General features: G+C 63.9%; 16 protein-coding genes and 1 tRNA gene. 11 read left to right on the top strand and 6 right to left on the bottom strand.

Features of this window, described 5'->3' with window-relative positions; translation table 11 throughout:
* Positions 1-145: 145 nt before the first annotated feature.
* Positions 146-221 (bottom strand) — tRNA-Ala (locus ACPS74_RS05505).
* 231 nt (positions 222-452) lie between these two features.
* Positions 453-827: a response regulator gene (locus ACPS74_RS05500; protein WP_029651378.1), complete on the bottom strand. Its 375-nt coding sequence runs from the start codon at positions 825-827 to the stop codon at positions 453-455.
* A gap of 240 nt (positions 828-1,067) precedes the next feature.
* Here ACPS74_RS05500 and ACPS74_RS05495 point away from each other — a divergent pair, with 240 nt between their 5' ends.
* Genes ACPS74_RS05495 through glcF form a run of 3 tightly spaced genes read left to right on the top strand, consistent with a single transcriptional unit; the run spans position 1,068 to position 5,099 of the window.
* Positions 1,068-2,561 (top strand): FAD-linked oxidase C-terminal domain-containing protein, encoded by a 1,494-nt coding sequence (locus ACPS74_RS05495; RefSeq protein WP_029651377.1) that lies wholly within the window; start codon positions 1,068-1,070, stop codon positions 2,559-2,561.
* A gap of 2 nt (positions 2,562-2,563) precedes the next feature.
* Positions 2,564-3,781 carry a glycolate oxidase subunit GlcE gene (gene glcE / locus ACPS74_RS05490; RefSeq protein ID WP_029651376.1) on the top strand — a complete coding sequence of 406 codons (1,218 nt, stop codon included), beginning with the start codon at positions 2,564-2,566 and terminating at the stop codon, positions 3,779-3,781.
* A gap of 4 nt (positions 3,782-3,785) precedes the next feature.
* Positions 3,786-5,099 (top strand): glycolate oxidase subunit GlcF, encoded by a 1,314-nt coding sequence (gene glcF / locus ACPS74_RS05485; protein ID WP_029651375.1) that lies wholly within the window; start codon positions 3,786-3,788, stop codon positions 5,097-5,099.
* A 162-nt stretch (positions 5,100-5,261) separates the two neighbouring features.
* Here glcF and trpS read toward each other — a convergent pair whose 3' ends face one another.
* The 4 genes from trpS to ACPS74_RS05465 all read right to left on the bottom strand — a co-directional run bounded on the left by trpS (position 5,262) and on the right by ACPS74_RS05465 (position 9,291).
* Complete coding sequence (gene trpS / locus ACPS74_RS05480; RefSeq protein ID WP_029651374.1) at positions 5,262-6,296, bottom strand: tryptophan--tRNA ligase; 1,035 nt, start codon at positions 6,294-6,296, stop codon at positions 5,262-5,264.
* A gap of 227 nt (positions 6,297-6,523) precedes the next feature.
* On the bottom strand, positions 6,524-7,828 hold the full coding sequence (hslU, locus tag ACPS74_RS05475; RefSeq protein ID WP_029651373.1) for an ATP-dependent protease ATPase subunit HslU: 1,305 nt from the start codon (positions 7,826-7,828) through the stop codon (positions 6,524-6,526).
* 92 nt (positions 7,829-7,920) lie between these two features.
* A complete protein-coding gene (gene hslV, locus ACPS74_RS05470) occupies positions 7,921-8,484 on the bottom strand; it encodes an ATP-dependent protease subunit HslV (protein WP_026223084.1) in 564 nt (187 codons plus the stop codon).
* 120 nt (positions 8,485-8,604) lie between these two features.
* Positions 8,605-9,291: a hypothetical protein gene (locus tag ACPS74_RS05465; RefSeq protein WP_029651372.1), complete on the bottom strand. Its 687-nt coding sequence runs from the start codon at positions 9,289-9,291 to the stop codon at positions 8,605-8,607.
* 369 nt (positions 9,292-9,660) lie between these two features.
* Here ACPS74_RS05465 and hisB point away from each other — a divergent pair, with 369 nt between their 5' ends.
* The 8 genes from hisB (at position 9,661) to ACPS74_RS05425 (ending at position 16,064) form a co-directional block, all read left to right on the top strand.
* Positions 9,661-10,257: an imidazoleglycerol-phosphate dehydratase HisB gene (gene hisB / locus ACPS74_RS05460; protein WP_029651371.1), complete on the top strand. Its 597-nt coding sequence runs from the start codon at positions 9,661-9,663 to the stop codon at positions 10,255-10,257.
* A gap of 34 nt (positions 10,258-10,291) precedes the next feature.
* Positions 10,292-10,717 (top strand): DUF2628 domain-containing protein, encoded by a 426-nt coding sequence (locus ACPS74_RS05455; RefSeq protein ID WP_029651370.1) that lies wholly within the window; start codon positions 10,292-10,294, stop codon positions 10,715-10,717.
* Complete coding sequence (hisH, locus tag ACPS74_RS05450) at positions 10,714-11,364, top strand: imidazole glycerol phosphate synthase subunit HisH (RefSeq protein WP_029651369.1); 651 nt, start codon at positions 10,714-10,716, stop codon at positions 11,362-11,364. The genes ACPS74_RS05455 and hisH overlap by 4 nt, the downstream gene beginning before the upstream one ends.
* Complete coding sequence (gene hisA, locus ACPS74_RS05445) at positions 11,361-12,107, top strand: 1-(5-phosphoribosyl)-5-[(5-phosphoribosylamino)methylideneamino]imidazole-4-carboxamide isomerase (protein WP_193392191.1); 747 nt, start codon at positions 11,361-11,363, stop codon at positions 12,105-12,107. The genes hisH and hisA overlap by 4 nt, the downstream gene beginning before the upstream one ends.
* Entirely contained in the window at positions 12,107-12,883 is a 777-nt protein-coding gene (hisF, locus tag ACPS74_RS05440) for an imidazole glycerol phosphate synthase subunit HisF (protein ID WP_029651366.1), read from the top strand. Before hisA ends, hisF begins: the two co-directional genes overlap by 1 nt.
* 226 nt (positions 12,884-13,109) lie before the next feature.
* Positions 13,110-13,433, top strand: coding sequence for a phosphoribosyl-ATP diphosphatase (locus tag ACPS74_RS05435; protein WP_029648157.1), 324 nt, complete (start codon positions 13,110-13,112; stop codon positions 13,431-13,433).
* Positions 13,430-14,392: a type I pantothenate kinase gene (gene coaA, locus ACPS74_RS05430; protein WP_029648158.1), complete on the top strand. Its 963-nt coding sequence runs from the start codon at positions 13,430-13,432 to the stop codon at positions 14,390-14,392. The genes ACPS74_RS05435 and coaA overlap by 4 nt, the downstream gene beginning before the upstream one ends.
* A 61-nt stretch (positions 14,393-14,453) precedes the next feature.
* The gene (locus ACPS74_RS05425) at positions 14,454-16,064 is read left to right on the top strand and encodes a Na+/H+ antiporter (RefSeq protein ID WP_029648159.1); all 1,611 of its coding nucleotides are present in this window, start codon (positions 14,454-14,456) and stop codon (positions 16,062-16,064) included.
* Positions 16,065-16,189 lie beyond the last annotated feature (125 nt).

The raw sequence follows: 16,189 nt of genomic DNA, 5'->3' as shown, positions 1-16,189 counted from the left end.
ATAATTTTCGCACGCCGAGACCAACCGCGACGTTCAGAGGCTGCGCGGCTCTCCTGCGATTCGGCTAGGGCCAAATCCGGGATTGGTCGAGAACCATTTCGTTGGTTTATTCGAAAAACCGCTTTAAAACAGCGAGTTAGCGTAGTGGTGGAGCCAGACGGAATCGAACCGACGACCTCTTCAATGCCATTGAAGCGCTCTCCCAACTGAGCTATGGCCCCGTTCTATTCGGACGCCTCTTGGGGGAGGCCGGACGGCTTGACGTCGTCGCGCGCTGTATAGTTCAGCCGCGCGTCGCCTGCAAGCCCGCTCAACGAGGGCCGCCGCTCCGGCGGTCCGGACCATCGACGGGTGATCAAGAGCCGTCACGGTAACGGCTGCACGATGCGCGGGCCCTTCGCGGGCAGATCGTCAATGACGCGAGCGCGCGCGTTTTTGGGAACACAGAACTCTCAGCGCTTCTCTGCGAGAAAGGAATTCACGGTTTCCAAGAATTTCGCCACGGAAATGGGTTTCGACAAATAGGCTTCGCAGCCGCCCTGCAGGATCTTTTCCTCGTCGCCCTTCATCGCGAAGGCGGTGATCGCGATGACGGGAATGGCGCGCAGATCATCATCCTCCTTGAGCATGCGGGTGACTTCCAGACCGCTGATCTCGGGCAGCTGGATGTCCATCAGGATCAGATCCGGCCGATGGCTGCGCGCGAGGGATATCGCCTCGAAGCCGCTCTTTGTTTGCAGCGTCGCATGCCCGTTGGCTTCCAAGAGATCATTAAAGAGCTTCATATTTAGCTCATTATCCTCGACGATGAGGATGGTCTTGGTCATTTCCCTTCGGCCCGTGTTTCCGCCTGCGATCGATCTCACCTAGCATAGGCGGATTAATGAAAAGCGCCAGAAATCCGCGCATTTCTAATGGTTGCGCGACCGGGCCATGCTTGCGGGCAATTCGAGGCTCCTCTAAACGGTTTGGACCATAGGGCGCAGCCCGGAGCAGCGTTCATGCTCCGCTTATGCGAATAGCTGCAGGTTCAGCAGCGCTCTCGCTCGCGTTGGAGGCGCGAGTCCATGACGCTTCTCATGCCGAAGCCCGAGCCGGCGATCATGTCGCGGCGCAATGAACTCATTGCGCGCCTCGCGGCCATACTGCCGCGCGAAAGCCTGATCGTCGACGAGGTCGCGCGTCGCGCTTACGAATGCGACGCCTTCACCATGTATCGGGCGCTGCCGCTCGTTGTCACGCTGCCGGAGTGCGTGGAGCAGGTGCGCGCGATCATGGCGCTCGCCGCCGAAATGAACGTCAAGGTCGTGCCTCGCGGCGCCGGCACGTCGCTGTCCGGCGGTTCGATGCCGCTCGAGGACGGCATTCTTCTCGGCATGTCCAAGTTCAACCGAATCCTCGAAATCGACTACGAAAACCGCTGCGCGCGCGTCCAGCCCGGCGTTCAAAATCTCGCGATCTCCAAAGCCGTTGAAGCGCAGGGCTTCTATTATGCGCCGGATCCGTCGTCGCAGATCGCCTGTTCGATCGGCGGCAATGTCGCCGAGAACGCCGGCGGCGTTCACTGCCTGAAATACGGCCTGACGACCAACAACATCCTCGGGCTCGATGTCGTGCTGATGGGCGGGGACCTCATCCGACTCGGGGGCAAGCATCTCGACAGCGAGGGATATGACCTCATCGGCCTGATGACCGGCTCCGAAGGCTTGCTCGGCGTCGTCACGGAGGTGACGGTGCGTCTGCTCCAAAAGCCGCCCCTGGCGCGGGGACTGCTGCTCGGCTTTGCGAGCGTGGCGGCGGGGGCGCGCTGCGTCGGCGCGATCATCGCGCGCGGCGTCATCCCCGCTGGCCTCGAAATGATGGACAAAGCGACAATCCATGCGGTCGAGCGCTTCCAGCCCTGCGGCTATCCGCTCGACGCCGAGGCGCTCGTCATCGTCGAACTCGATGGGCCGCAGGCCGAAGTCGATCATCTTGTCGGCGTCGTGCAGGATATCGCGCGCGAGGAAGGGGCGACCACGATACGGGCGTCGACAAGCGAGGCCGAGCGGCTGCAGTTCTGGGCCGGACGCAAGAACGCCTTTCCGGCGGTGAGCTGCATTGCGCCCGACTATCTTTGCATGGACGGCACGATCCCGCGGGCGCGGCTGCCGGAAGCGCTTGCCGGCATGGATCGGCTCGCCAAGGCGCAGGGCCTCGGCGTCGCCAATGTGTTTCACGCCGGCGACGGCAATCTCCACCCGCTCATTCTCTATGACGCGTCAAAAGAGGGCGACGTCGAACGTGCGGAAAAGCTCGGCTTCGATATCTTGCGCCTGTGCGTCTCGCTGGGCGGCGTTCTCACTGGCGAGCATGGCGTCGGCGTCGAGAAGCGCGACCTCATGGGCGAGATGTTCACCGAGGTGGATCTCGCGCAGCAGATGCGGCTGAAATGCGCCTTTGACCCGGAGGGCCGGCTCAATCCGGGCAAGGTGTTTCCGACGCTGCATCGCTGCGCGGAACTCGGGATGATGCATGTCTCGGGCGGCAAAATGCCCTTTCCCAACCTGCCGAGATTTTAGCGATGCAGTCCGCTTGCGCGACGCTGGAAATCCGCGACGAGGCGGACGCCGTTGACGCGATTTGCGCGGCGAAGGCGGAAGGCGACTGCTGCGCGATCGTCGGCGGCGGCTCCAAGTCGGGGCTCGGCCGCTACGCGCCGCAAGCGCAGGCGCTCTCCACCGCCGCGCTGACAGGCGTGACGCTCTATGAGCCCAATGAACTCGTGATCTCGGCGCGCGCCGGCGTTCCTCTAAGCGAAATTGAAGCGCTGCTGGACCGGCATGATCAGCAGCTCGCCTTCGAGCCAATGGATTACGGAGTGCTATTTGGTGCAGAAACGGGCGGCGCCACGATCGGGGGCGCCATCGCCGTGAACGCCTCGGGGCCGCGGCGGATCAAGGCGGGCGCGGCGCGCGATCATTTGCTTGGGTTCCGCTGTGTCACCGGTCGCGGCGAACTGGTGAAATCCGGCGGCCGCGTGATGAAGAACGTCACCGGCTACGATCTCTCCAAGCTTGTCTGCGGCTCCTACGGCACGCTGGCGCTTCTGACGGAGCTGACGCTCAAGGTGCTTCCAAAGCCGCAGACCGAATGCACGCTGCTGGCGATCGGCGCGGACGAGACGGAGAGCCTCGCGCTGCTACGCCGCGCCACCGCGACGCCCTGTGAGCCTTCGGCGCTCGCCATGCTGCCGGCTGGCGCCGCGCCCTTGGCGCTGGACGCGGATGCGGCCGCGATACGGCTGGAAGGTCCGGCGATTTCGGTAACGGCGCGCCGCGACGATCTCGTCGGGCGACTGGCGAGCGATGGCGTCCGGTTCGAGACGCTCGATGAACACGACTCCGCGGCGTTGTGGCGAGGTTTGCGCGACGCTGCGCCCGTCGCCGCCAAGGTTGGCCAAATCTGGCGCATTTCCGTTGCGCCGAGCGAAGGTTTCGCGGTCGTCGAGCGCATCCGCCGCGCCGGCGCGCCGGTCCTCGCGCATTTCTACGACTGGGCGGGCGGGCTGATCTGGCTGCGCCTCGAGACTGCGCCGGACGCCTATGCCGGCGTCGTGCGCAGCGCGGTGGACGCCAGCGGCGGCCATGCGACTCTCATCCGGGCGAGCGCGGAGACGCGCGCGACAGTCGACGTCTTTCATCCGCAACCGGCGGCGCTCGCGGCGCTGACGCGCCGCGTCAAGGCAAGCTTCGATCCCGCGCATATTTTGGAGCGCGGACGCATGCGCGCGGAGTTCTAAAGCGATGCAGACGTTTTTCTCGCTGCAGGCGCTCGCCGATCCCGAAATGGCGGAAACGGAGAAGATTCTGCGCGCCTGCGTGCACTGCGGATTCTGCTCGGCGACATGTCCGACCTATCTTCTCACCGGCGACGAACTCGACGGGCCGCGAGGCCGCATCTATCTCATAAAGGAGATGTTCGAGAAGGAGCGGCCGGCCGACGCGCGCACTGCCCTTCATATCGATCGTTGTCTGTCATGCCTCTCCTGCATGACGACCTGTCCTTCGGGCGTGCATTTCATGCATCTCGTCGATCACGCCCGGGCGCATATCGAAAAGACATATGCGCGACCTGTCACGGAGCGCGCCATGCGCGGAGCGCTCGCTTTCGTCTTGCCGCGTCCTTCTCTCGCGCGCCCGCTGTTTCGCGTTGCAGCCGCGATCCGCCCCTTGGCGCGCTGGCTGCCGCGCCGAATCGCGGCGGCGCTCGCGCTGGCGCCGTCGAGCCTTCCGCCAGCTTCCGGCGTTGATGCGCCTCAGGTCTTTGCCGCGCAAGGCGCGCGCAAGATGCGCGTTGCTCTACTCAATGGCTGCGTTCAGACGGTCGTCGACGCGTCAATCAACGAGGCGACGATACGGCTCCTAACGCGCCACGGCGTCGAGGTCGTCGTCGCGAAAGGCGCCGGCTGCTGTGGGGCGCTGCCGCATCACCTCGGAAAGGTCGACGAGTCGCTACGCTATGCGCGCGCGAACATCGACGCTTGGACGCGCGAAATCGACTCTGGCGGACTGGATCATATCATCGTCAACGCCTCAGGCTGCGGCACGAGCGTGAAGGACTATGGCCATATGTTCCGCAACGATCCGACTCTCGCGGACAAAGCCGCGCACATCTCCGCGATGACGAAAGATGTGACGGAGCTGATGACTGAGATTGGCTTTGCGCCGTCGGGCGACGCGCCGAAACTTCGGGTCGCCTACCATTCCGCCTGCTCTTTGCAACACGGTCAGAAGATATCGCAAGAGCCGATCGCGCTGCTGGCCGCAGCCGGCTTTGACGTCGTCCCGGTTCCGGAGGGTCACATCTGCTGCGGTTCGGCAGGAACCTATAATGTGCTGCAGCCGAAACTGGCCGGTGCGTTGCGGTCGCGAAAGGTCGCGAATATCGAGAGCGTCGCGCCGGATATCGTGGCTGCCGGCAACATCGGCTGCATCATTCAGATAAGGTCGGGGATGGGCATCCCGGTGCTGCACACCGTCGAATTGCTCGACTGGGCGAGCGGCGGGCCGGAGCCTGACGCGCTCGCTCGGCGAGAAATTGCAAGCGCTGTCTTCTGACGGGACCGCCCGTGTCATTCCCGACGCGCGCGAAGCGAGCGATCGGGAATCCAGAGCGAGGCCAAAACTCATGGATTTATTCTGGATTCCCGATCGGACCTTCGGTCCGCCGGGAATGACACGTCATGTGAACTGATCTAACGGATTCCGTGTAGCTGGGGACTAACGCAAAAATCCCACGATATCCTTCACTGCGTTCATATTCTCGCGGGCGATGGCGCGGGCGCGTTCGGCGCCGTCGCGCAGCACGCCGTCGACATAGCTCTCATCCTCGCGAATGCGGCGCATTTTGTCGGTGATCGGCGCGAGCTTGGCGACGGCGAGATCGACAAGCGCGCTTTTGAAGCTCGAGAAATTGGCGCCGCCGAATTCGCCGAGCACATCCGCCTTGCTACGCCCCGAAAGCGCCGCGAAGATGCCGACGAGATTGTAGGCCTCCGGGCGCCCATCGAGGCCCTTTTCCTCGGAAGGCAGCGCATCGGGATCGGTCTTGGCCTTCCTCACCTTCTGCGCGATCTGATCGGCGTCATCCGAGAGATTGATGCGCGAATAATCGGAAGCGTCTGACTTCGACATTTTCTTCGTGCCGTCGCGCAGGCTCATCACCCGCGTCGCCGGGCCGGAGATCAGCGGTTCGGGCAGGGGAAAGAAGGCCTCGCCAAAACCGTTGCGCGCGATCGACTCCGAGAAATCATTATTGAACTTCTGGGCGATGTCGCGCGCGAGTTCGAGATGCTGCTTCTGGTCGTCGCCGACCGGCACATGCGTCGCGCGGTAGATCAAAATGTCGGCGGCCATCAGCACTGGATAATCGAGCAGGCCCATCGAGGCGTTCTCGCGATCCTTGCCGGCCTTGTCCTTGAACTGGGTCATGCGATTGAGCCAGCCGATGCGCGCGACGCAATTCAACACCCAGGCGAGTTCGGCGTGCTCCGGCACCTGGCTCTGATTGAAGACGATGTTCTCTTTCGGGTCGATGCCGCAGGCGATAAAGGCGGCGGCGATTTCGCGCGTGTTCGCCTTCAGCGCGATCGGATCCTGCGGCACCGTGATCGCGTGCAGGTCGACGACGCAATACATGCAGTCGAAGCTCTTCTGCAGCTCGACGAATTTGACGATCGCGCCGAGATAGTTGCCGAGATGCAGATTGCCGGTGGACTGCACGCCCGAGAAGACGCGCTGAGGAAATGGGGACATGTGATCGGCCAAGGTTTTTGGGTTTGGCCGGTCTTATGGCGAGAAGCGGGCGATGAGGCAAGCTTGCTGTTGGCGAGACAGAATTTGTTAAATGGCCCAGCCCCTCATCTCACTTCTCCCGGCAAGCGGGGAGAAGAGGCGTTAGGCGTTGCGCTGAAGACCCCTCTCCCCGCTTGCGGGGAGAGGTAAGGTGGGGGGCTTGGGCGATGTGCGCTGGCTAAATCGCGTCACAAAATAAACCGGCTCAAATCTCGGTTCTTCGCCAGATCGCCGATATGCTCCTCGACATAGGCGCCGTCGATCACGACACTGTCGCCCGCGCGGTCCGACGCCGAGAAGCTGATGTCGTCGAGCACGCGCTCCATCACCGTCTGCAGGCGCCGCGCGCCGATGTTCTCGACGGAAGTGTTCACTTGAACGGCGACCTTAGCGATGGCGTCGACGGCGGAAGGCGCAAATTCGAGCGTCATGCCCTCGGTGCCCAGCAGCGCGGAATATTGCTTCGTCAGGCAGGCCTCGGTTTCGGTCAATATGCGGCGGAAGTCGTCTTCGTTGAGCGAAGCGAGTTCGACGCGAATCGGCAGGCGTCCCTGAAGTTCCGGCAGCAGGTCGGAGGGCTTCGCCACATGGAAGGCGCCGGAGGCGATGAACAGCACATGGTCGGTCTTCACCGTTCCATGCTTCGTCGCGACCGTCGTGCCTTCGATCAGCGGCAGCAGGTCGCGCTGCACGCCTTCGCGCGAGACGTCGGCGCCGCCGCGTCCTTCGCGCGCGCAGATCTTGTCCATCTCGTCGATGAAAACGATGCCGTTGTTCTCGACCTCGTGGATCGCCTCGCGGACGCTCGCTTCCTGATCGATCAGCTTGTCGCTCTCTTCGGCGATCAGAGGTCCCTGCGCCTCTTTCACCGAGAGCTTGCGCGGCTTGCCGCGCTGCATCGCCTTGCCGAAAATATCGCCGAGCGAAAAGGCGGAGACGCTGGCGCCGGGCATGTTCGGCAGTTCGAACATCGGCATCGAGGAGCCCGACTGCGTCAGCTCGACTTCGATTTCCTTGTCGTCGAGTTCGCCCGCGCGCAGGCGGCGGCGAAACGTTTCACGCGTGCCGGGCGACGCGGCGGGCCCCACCAGCGCATCGAGCGTGCGCTCTTCGGCGGCTTGCTGCGCGCGCGCCTGCACGTCCTTACGGCGGCGCTCCTTGACCATCAGGATGGCGACCTCGACCAGATCGCGCACAATTTGTTCGACGTCGCGGCCGACATAGCCGACCTCGGTGAATTTCGTCGCTTCGACTTTGATGAAGGGCGCGTTGGCGAGCCGCGCCAGACGCCGCGCGATTTCGGTCTTGCCGCAGCCCGTCGGGCCGATCATCAGGATGTTCTTGGGCAGCACTTCTTCGCGCATCTGGCCTTCGAGCTGCAGCCGCCGCCAGCGGTTGCGCAGCGCGATCGCCACCGCGCGCTTGGCGTCGCTTTGTCCAACGATATAGCGATCAAGTTCGGAAACGATCTCGCGCGGCGAGAAATCGGCCATGGTGAGTTCCTTCGGAACGGCAGTAGGCAGGGCGTTAGCAGTAGACTCGGCTGTGGGATCTTCGTCATTGCCGCCAACGACTGCCGACCGCCTTAGATCTTTTCCACCACCACATTCTGGTTGGTATAGACGCAAATCTCGGAGGCGATCACCATTGCGCGGCGGGCGATGGTTTCGGCGTCGAGGGACGAATCGAGGAGGGCGCGCCCGGCGGCGAGCGCGAAGTTTCCGCCCGAGCCAATCGCAGCCACCGCGCCTTCGCCCGTGCCTTCCGGCTCAAGCACGTCGCCCGAGCCGGTCAGCACGAGGCCGACGCTCTTGTCGGCGACGAGCATCATCGCCTCCAGGCGCCTCAGATAGCGGTCCATGCGCCAGTCCTTGGCGAGTTCCACGCAGGCGCGCATCAATTGTCCGGGATATTGCTCGAGCTTCGATTCAAGCCGTTCGAAGAGCGTGAAGGCGTCGGCGGTCGCGCCGGCGAAACCGGCGATCACGTCGCCCTTGCCAAGACGGCGCACTTTCTTGGCGTTGCCCTTCATGATCGTCTGGCCGAGGCTGACCTGGCCGTCGCCGGCGATCACCGTTTCTCCGGCTTTCTTGACGAGGATGATTGTCGTCGCGTGCATGGCCGCAAAGCGGTGTTGTTCGCTATCCATTCGCCATATCCAGCCTGAGATGTCCAGCCGATGTAAGGTTTGGCGGCGATTTGAGCAAGGGCGGAGCGGCGACGGGGCAGCGGCGCAATTCGCCAGTCGGGCTGGGATTCACTGCAAGACTCACTCGCGCGGCGCGCCGGCGAGCGGCGCGGGAAAATCCAGGACCTCGCGCGTATAGGTCTCATGCACCTCGGAAAGCGGCCGTTGATCGCGCGCATAGACGACGGCCGTGTGCTCGAAGAGGTCGTGCGGAATGGAGAGCGCGCCGCTGGTCTTTTCAGGCGAGGCCGTGGGGACAGCCGAAAGCTCCCAGCCTTCGGGCAGGGGCGACCAGCGCATCTTCATGTCGATGGTGCGACGGAACGGCTGCAGCGGCGCGATGGCCTTGCCGAAGGGCGTTTCCGTCGTCTCCAGCGCGCGGTTCATTTCGTCGGAAAGCCGCCCAGGCACGTACCAATTGTCGGCCTCCGAGAGCACGTGATCGCCGCAGGCGAGCTGCACGCGCCGGTATTTCACCGGCTCCGCGTCGCTGACGTCGAGCCGCCGGCGCGTCTCCGCGCTCGGCTGCTGTTCGATTCCGGCAACGCGGTGGGCGACGATCTTGGGCTCCGCGGACATCTTGTGATCGGCGCACCATTTTTCGAGCGTCGCCGTGGCGCTGCGGCTTGCGAGCAGGGAGGCGTTGAGCGTTTGCATGAGCGCCAGCGCCTCGATGCGCGGCACGAAGCCGTCGCGCCATGGCTCGCCGGCGGCCGGAATCGACATCAAAGACGCTGCGAGAAGCGCGAGAACGAGCCTAAGTCGCATGTTTAAGTCTCCCTGCCGCGCGGCGGATTTTCGCCACGACTTCGCGATCTATCCGCCGGGAATGGCCGAAGTCGCCGCCGGTGCGGCATTTAGCGTCTTCTTGATGCGTTGTCGCGAAGCTACAAGCGCCTATCGGCAAGGGACTAATTGCCGTGGTTGCGCTTGGGTGAGGAATCAGCGCGAACACACAGACCATTCTCTTTTTTGTTTAGGCCGATTTGCCGCCAAGAAGAGTGAGTTGGCGCGCATCTCGCTTCTCCTTGACGCCCAAGCAGTTCGGGTGGCGAATCCAGGGCGGAGTTGCTACAAGCTGGCCACTTGCGGCCAAAGTCGCCGGAAACGCCGGCAGGGCCCAAGAAAAGGCAGGAAATGCGCAGCGCGACGATCGAGCGCAACACCAAGGAAACCAAAATCTCGGTCACCGTCGACCTCGACGGGGACGGCCGCTCGGACATTTCGACCGGCGTGGGGTTTTTCGATCATATGCTTGACCAGATCGCCCGTCATGCGCCGCTGGATCTTGCCGTGCGCGCTGAGGGCGATCTGCACATCGACGGTCATCACACGGTCGAGGACGTCGGCATCGCCGTGGGCCAGGCGGTGGATCGCGCGCTTGGAGACCGTAAGGGCATTTCCCGCTATGGCGACGCGCATGTGCCGCTCGACGAGGCCCTGACCCGCGTCGTCGTGGACGTCTCGGGCCGGCCCTTCCTCGTTTACGACGTCGCGTTTCCGGCGCAGCGGATCGGCGGCTTTGATACCGAGCTGATGCGCGAATTCTTCCAGGCCTTTGCGGTTCACGCCCGTGTCGGGTTGCACATCGAATGCCTGCGCGGCGTCAACAGCCACCATATCGCCGAAAGCGCATTCAAGGGCTTCGCCCGCGCCTTTGGCAAGGCGGTGGCGATCGATCCGCGCCGCACGCAGGGGGAAGCGCCTTCCACCAAGGGAACGCTCACCGCCTGAAAAGAGGCGGGTGACGCCGACGAGGGGACGGCCGATGGCGATATTCACTGTTCATTTTCCGCGCATGGCGCCGGGCCAGCTTCCCGCGCCGGACAAGATCGTCTTCTTGCGCGACGGCTTTTCCTGGCCGGCCTTTATTTTTGGTCCGTTCTGGCTGGCCTGGCGGCGCGCCTGGCTGGTCGCCGTCCTCTGGACGCTTCTTCTCGTCGCCTTGGCGCTTATCGCCTGGCAGCTGCGGGTGTCGCGCGACGCGATGTCCTGGCTGACGCTCGGGCTCGCTGTCTGGATCGGTTTCGAGGGGGAGCGGCTCGTCGGCTGGAATTTGGCGCGTCGCGGCTATGTCGAGCAGGATCTCGTCATTGGCGATGACCTCGACGAGGCGGAGGCGGCGTACTTCCACCGCCATCGCCTTTCTGAGCCGACCGCGAAAGACAATGTCGCCGGGGGGCTTGCTCCTTGACGACCGCGATCATCGACTATGGGTCAGGCAATCTGCATTCCGCCTTGAAAGCCTTTGAGCGCGCCGCCCGCGAGTCGCAGGCGCGAGGCGACATTTGCGTCACCAGCGACCCCGACGTCGTGCGCGCCGCTGAGCGTGTCGTTCTGCCGGGCGTCGGCGCTTTCGCCGATTGCCGCCGCGGCCTGATGGCGATCGACGGTCTTTACGCCGCCCTGCAAGAGGCGGTCATCGACCGCGGCCGGCCGTTTTTGGGGATTTGCGTCGGCATGCAGCTCATGGGCGCGCGCGGCCTTGAACATGGCGAAACGCCGGGCCTCGGCTGGATTTCGGGAGACGTCGCGGCGATCGAGCCTGCGGAGCCTTCGCTGAAAATCCCGCATATGGGCTGGAATACGCTGACGCTGAGCCGGGAGCATCCGCTCTTTGCCGGCGTGCCGACGGGAGAGCGTGGATTGCACGCCTATTTCGTCCACTCGTTTCAGCTGACGCCGGCGTCGCCGGCGCACGTCCTGGCGACGACCGATTATGGCGCGCCGCTCACGGCGGCCGTGGCGCGCGACAATCTCGTCGGCGTGCAGTTTCATCCCGAAAAAAGCCAGAGGCTGGGCCTAGCGTTGATCGGCAATTTCCTGAGGTGGCGTCCGTGATTCTGTTTCCCGCAATCGATTTGAAGGAAGGGCAGTGCGTGCGCCTCGCGCAGGGCGATATGGACCGCGCGACCGTGTTCAATGACGATCCCGCCGAGCAGGCGCGCGCTTTCCAGCGAGTCGGTTTCGAATATCTGCATGTCGTCGATCTCGACGGCGCCTTCGCCGGCGCGCCGCGCAACGCCCGGGCTGTCGAATCCATTCTCGCCGCGCTGACGATTCCCGTGCAGCTCGGCGGCGGCATTCGCGACATGCGCACGTTGTCCAGCTGGTTGGACAAGGGTGTCGCGCGCGTCATCATCGGTACGGCGGCCGTCAAAGACCCGTCTTTCGTGCGGGAGGCGGCGCGCCTTCACCCGGGCCGCGTCGCCGTAGGGGTCGACGCCAAGAATGGTTTTGTCGCCGTCGACGGCTGGGCCCGCGCCACGCGCATGTCGGCGCTCGATCTCGGCAAGAGCTTCGAAGACGCGGGGGTGAGCGCCATCATCTACACCGACATCTCGCGCGACGGCGTTTTGACCGGGCTTAACATCGAGGCGACCCTGGCGCTCGCCGACGCCTTGACGATACCCGTCATCGCCTCCGGCGGCCTCGCGTCGCTCGCCGACGTGGAGCGGCTGCTGCAGCCGGACTGCCGCAAGCTCGCCGGCGCCATTACCGGACGGGCGCTTTACGACGGGCGTCTCGATCCGGGGCAGGCGCTGGCGATGATCCGCGCGCGCGCGGCGACCGAGAACGCGTGATGCTGAAAGCGCGCGTCATTCCCTGCCTGGACGTGAAAGGAGGACGCGTCGTTAAAGGCGTCAATTTCGTCGATTTGCGTGACGCCGGCGATCCGGTCGAATGCGCCATCGCCTATGACGCCGCCGGCGCCGACGAACTCTGCTTTCTCGACATCACCGCAAGCCATGAAGACCGCGGCATACTGCTCGACGTCGTGCAGCGCACGGCGGAAGCCTGCTTCATGCCGCTGACCGTCGGCGGCGGCGTGCGCACGCTTGACGACATCCGCAATCTGCTGCTCGCGGGCGCTGACAAGGTCTCGATCAATTCCGCCGCCGTGGCCAATCCGGGCTTCGTTCGCGAAGCTTCGGAAAAATTTGGCGCGCAATGCATCGTCGTCGCCATTGACGCCAAGCGCGCAGCCGAGGGACGCTGGGAAATCTTCACCCACGGCGGGCGCCGCGCAACGGGGATCGACGCAGTGCAATTTGCGCGCGACGTCAGCGACCTCGGCGCAGGCGAAATCCTGCTGACCTCGATGGATCGCGACGGCACGAAGAGCGGCTTCGACATCGCGCTGACGCGGGCCGTCGCCGACGCGGTGCAGGTGCCGGTCATCGCTTCGGGCGGGGTCGGAAGGCTCGACCATCTCGTCGCCGGCGTCAAGGAAGGCCATGCCAGCGCCGTGCTCGCCGCTTCGATTTTCCATTTCGGCGAATATTCGATCCCGCAGGCGAAGCTTCACATGGCGGCGGCCGGGCTGCCGATGCGCCTCGATGGCCTGGAGGCGATGTGATGATGGCTGTTGAACGGATCGGATGTCATTCCCGACGCGCGCAACGCGCGCGATCGGGAATCCAGAGCAAGACCAGTGGTCTTGCATTGGCCCTGGATTCCCGGTCAGGCCTTCGGCCTGCCGGGAATGACACGGCCCAAGCGATCGGCGTTTGCGGTTTTTCTGTCGTGCGCCGAGACTGCTCCCTCTCCCGCGTAGCGGGGGAGGGTTGGGGAGGGCGGCTGTCATGAGTTTCACGCTCGACGACCTCGCCGCGCTCATCAAAGCACGGCGCAACGACAGCGCCTCGACCTCCTATACGAAAACCCTGCTCGACTCCGGAATGCCGCGCATCGCCAAGAAATTCGGCGAAGAGGCGGTCGAAACGGTGATCGCGGGAATCGAGGGCGACCGAAGCGCGCTCGTCAATGAAGCCGCCGATACGCTCTATCATCTTCTCGTCATGCTCGAAGCGCGGGATATTTCGCTGGACGACGTGTTGCACGAACTGGAGCGGCGCACGAAACAGTCCGGGCTCGCAGAGAAAGCCGCGCGCGGAGCAAAGGAATGACGGTGGCGGAGCTCGTCCCCAACAACGAGGCTCTTTCTCCCTACCGGCATTTTACGCGCGCCGAATGGGCGTCGCTGCGCGCTGACACGCCGCTGACGCTGACGCTCGACGATCTCGTCCGACTGAAATCCCTCAACGATCCGATCTCGCTCGAAGAGGTGATTGAGATCTATCTGCCGCTCTCGCGCCTGCTCGCGCTTTACGTCGCGGCGACGCAGGGCCTCTTCAAGGCGACGCAGCGCTTTCTCGGCGCCGAAGACGGCAAGGTTCCTTACATTATCGGCGTCGCGGGCTCCGTCGCCGTGGGGAAATCCACGACGGCGCGCGTATTGCGCGCGCTCCTGTCGCGATGGCCGAATACGCCAAAAGTGGAGCTCATCACCACCGACGGATTTCTTTTGCCCAACAGAATCCTTGAAGCCGAAAAGCTGATGGACAAGAAGGGCTTTCCGGAGAGCTACGACAACAAGTCGCTGCTGCGATTCCTTTCCGACGTGAAGGCGGGACGGCGCAACGTCTGCGCGCCGGTCTATTCGCATATGACCTATGACGTCGTCGAGGGCGAAGCGAGCTGCGTCGATCGGCCCGACATTCTCATCGTCGAGGGCGTCAATGTTCTGCTTGCGCCGCGCATGCGCGACGGCCGCGAAATTCCCTTCGTCTCCGACTTCTTCGATTTCTCGGTCTATCTCGATGCGCCCGAAGGCGTGCTGGAGCGATGGTATGTGGAGCGCTTTCGGCGCCTTCAGCAGACCGCGTTCCGCGATCCGAAATCCTACTTCCGCGTCTATGCCGATCTCGATGAAGCGGAGACGACGCGCGTCGCGAAAGACATATGGACGCGCATCAACCTCGAGAATCTGCGCCAGAACATCGCCCCGACCCGCCCGCGCGCGAGTTTGATCCTCACCAAGGACGCCGATCACAGGATCGAGGAAGTGTCGCTGCGCAAATTATAAGCTTCGCTTCGACCACGATGCGGAGTTCGCTTGCGCGAGACGCGGCTTATAGGGTGGGCGCATGATCGCGGGTCTGCAAACGCTTGTCTTTCTTCTCGCGGCGGTGGCGTTCGTCGCCTTCATCGCGTCGCGCTCCGGCGCCGCCGCGCCAATCCTGCTCGTCGCGGCCGGCGTGCTGATCGCCGTTGCCCCAGGCGTGCCCGCCCTTGTGCTCGAGCCACAGTTCGTGCTGCTGCTCGTGCTGCCGCCGGTGATCTACATCTCCGCGGTCAATATGAGCTGGCGGGAGTTCAAATTTAATCTGCGGCCGATCCTTCTGCTCGCCGTTGGCTGCGTCGTCTTCACCACCATTTCCGTTTCACTCGCGACGAAATGGCTGCTCGGCTGGCCACTGGCCGTCGGTTTCGTGCTCGGCGCGATCGTGTCGCCGCCCGACGCCGTCGCGCCGCTCGCCATTGCAAGGCGCATGCAGTTGCCGCGGCGCATCTCGGTCATCTTGGAGGGAGAGGGTCTCGCCAACGACGCCACCGCGCTTGTCCTTTATCGCTTCGCGGTGGCGGCGGTCAGCGTCGGCTCCTTTTCGCTGGCGCAAGCAGGCGAGACCTTCACGGCGATTATCGCCGGCGAAATCGTGTGGGGCATCGGCGTCGGCTGGACGATGCTGCGGCTGCGTCGCTTCATGCGCGATCCGCGCATTGAAATCACTCTCTCGCTGATCACCCCGTTCTTGGCCTATTGGCCGCCTGAACATCTCGGCGGCTCGGGCGTCATCGCGACGGTCGCCACCGGCCTCTATATCAGCTGGAACGGCCCCAGACTGATCAGCGCCGCGACGCGTCTGCAAGGCGTGTTCTTCTGGGATTTCTTCCTTTTTCTGATCGAAGGCCTGGTTTTTCTCTTCACCGGTCTACAGGCGCAGGCGCTTTTTGAGCGAATCCAAGACCATTCGCTGTACGAACTGACGACGTCCGCCGCGATCGTTTCGCTTGTCGTGATCGCCGCGCGATTCGTGTGGACGTTTCCGATCACCTACCTGCCGCGCTGGCTCATTCCGCCGCTGGCGCGACGCGATCCTCCGCCGCCGTGGCAGTGGCCGTTCGTCATTTCCTTCACTGGCGTGCGCGGGATCGTCTCGCTCGCCGCGGCGCTGGCGATCCCGCTCGCCACCGCGGACGGCGCGCCGTTTCCCTATCGCGACGCGATCTTTTTTCTCACCTTCTGCGTCGTGATGGTGACGCTCGTCTTCCAGGGGTCGGCGTTGCCCTGGATCATTCGTAAACTTGGCCTCGTCAAAACCGGCATGAGGGAACGCGTCCTCGACCGCGCTGAAGAGCTGCGCGCCCGCCACGCCGCGATCGAGGCGTCGAGCGCGAAACTCGCGCGTTTTGGCGCGGAGAATGAGGTCCCGGAAGAAGCGATGACGTCGCTTCTCGCGCAACAGGACTATTTTCTGTCGCGCGTCCGCATGAAATGCGAGGCGAGTGAAGAACGCCGTGCGCTGACGGCGCTGCACGAGGAGATCGACCTGCAGCTCATCGCCGAGGAGCGTAATCTGATCAACGGCATGCTGCGCGAAGGCGAACTTACCGACGAAGCGCGCCGCCGCATCGAGCGGGAGCTCGATCTGCGTGAAGCGGATGTGCTGAACCGGAGGAAAGAGCGGCTGGGGTAGAGCGACGCGGCGCGTCAAGAACGCGGCGCTCGGGAAACGTCAAGAGCCCCCTCCCTGTCCCTCCCCCGCTTCGCGGGAGAGGGGACGCTAACGATCGGCGTTAGCGAAATCCCGACGAAGCGCGG

Source organism: Methylocystis sp. SB2, from assembly GCF_049817085.1.
Lineage (GTDB): Bacteria > Pseudomonadota > Alphaproteobacteria > Rhizobiales > Beijerinckiaceae > Methylocystis > Methylocystis rosea.
This window is presented reverse-complemented; position numbering and strand designations above follow the sequence as displayed.

Bases quoted from the DNA above. Each gene is read 5' to 3' on its own strand.
- ACPS74_RS05500 (WP_029651378.1), bottom strand. From the start codon at position 827: ATGACCAAGACCATCCTCATCGTCGAGGATAATGAGCTAAATATGAAG.
- ACPS74_RS05495 (WP_029651377.1), top strand. From the start codon at position 1,068: ATGACGCTTCTCATGCCGAAGCCCGAGCCGGCGATCATGTCGCGGCGC.
- glcE (WP_029651376.1), top strand. From the start codon at position 2,564: ATGCAGTCCGCTTGCGCGACGCTGGAAATCCGCGACGAGGCGGACGCC.
- glcF (WP_029651375.1), top strand. From the start codon at position 3,786: ATGCAGACGTTTTTCTCGCTGCAGGCGCTCGCCGATCCCGAAATGGCG.
- trpS (WP_029651374.1), bottom strand. From the start codon at position 6,296: ATGTCCCCATTTCCTCAGCGCGTCTTCTCGGGCGTGCAGTCCACCGGC.
- hslU (WP_029651373.1), bottom strand. From the start codon at position 7,828: ATGGCCGATTTCTCGCCGCGCGAGATCGTTTCCGAACTTGATCGCTAT.
- hslV (WP_026223084.1), bottom strand. From the start codon at position 8,484: ATGGATAGCGAACAACACCGCTTTGCGGCCATGCACGCGACGACAATC.
- ACPS74_RS05465 (WP_029651372.1), bottom strand. From the start codon at position 9,291: ATGCGACTTAGGCTCGTTCTCGCGCTTCTCGCAGCGTCTTTGATGTCG.
- hisB (WP_029651371.1), top strand. From the start codon at position 9,661: ATGCGCAGCGCGACGATCGAGCGCAACACCAAGGAAACCAAAATCTCG.
- ACPS74_RS05455 (WP_029651370.1), top strand. From the start codon at position 10,292: ATGGCGATATTCACTGTTCATTTTCCGCGCATGGCGCCGGGCCAGCTT.
- hisF (WP_029651366.1), top strand. From the start codon at position 12,107: ATGCTGAAAGCGCGCGTCATTCCCTGCCTGGACGTGAAAGGAGGACGC.
- ACPS74_RS05435 (WP_029648157.1), top strand. From the start codon at position 13,110: ATGAGTTTCACGCTCGACGACCTCGCCGCGCTCATCAAAGCACGGCGC.
- coaA (WP_029648158.1), top strand. From the start codon at position 13,430: ATGACGGTGGCGGAGCTCGTCCCCAACAACGAGGCTCTTTCTCCCTAC.
- ACPS74_RS05425 (WP_029648159.1), top strand. From the start codon at position 14,454: ATGATCGCGGGTCTGCAAACGCTTGTCTTTCTTCTCGCGGCGGTGGCG.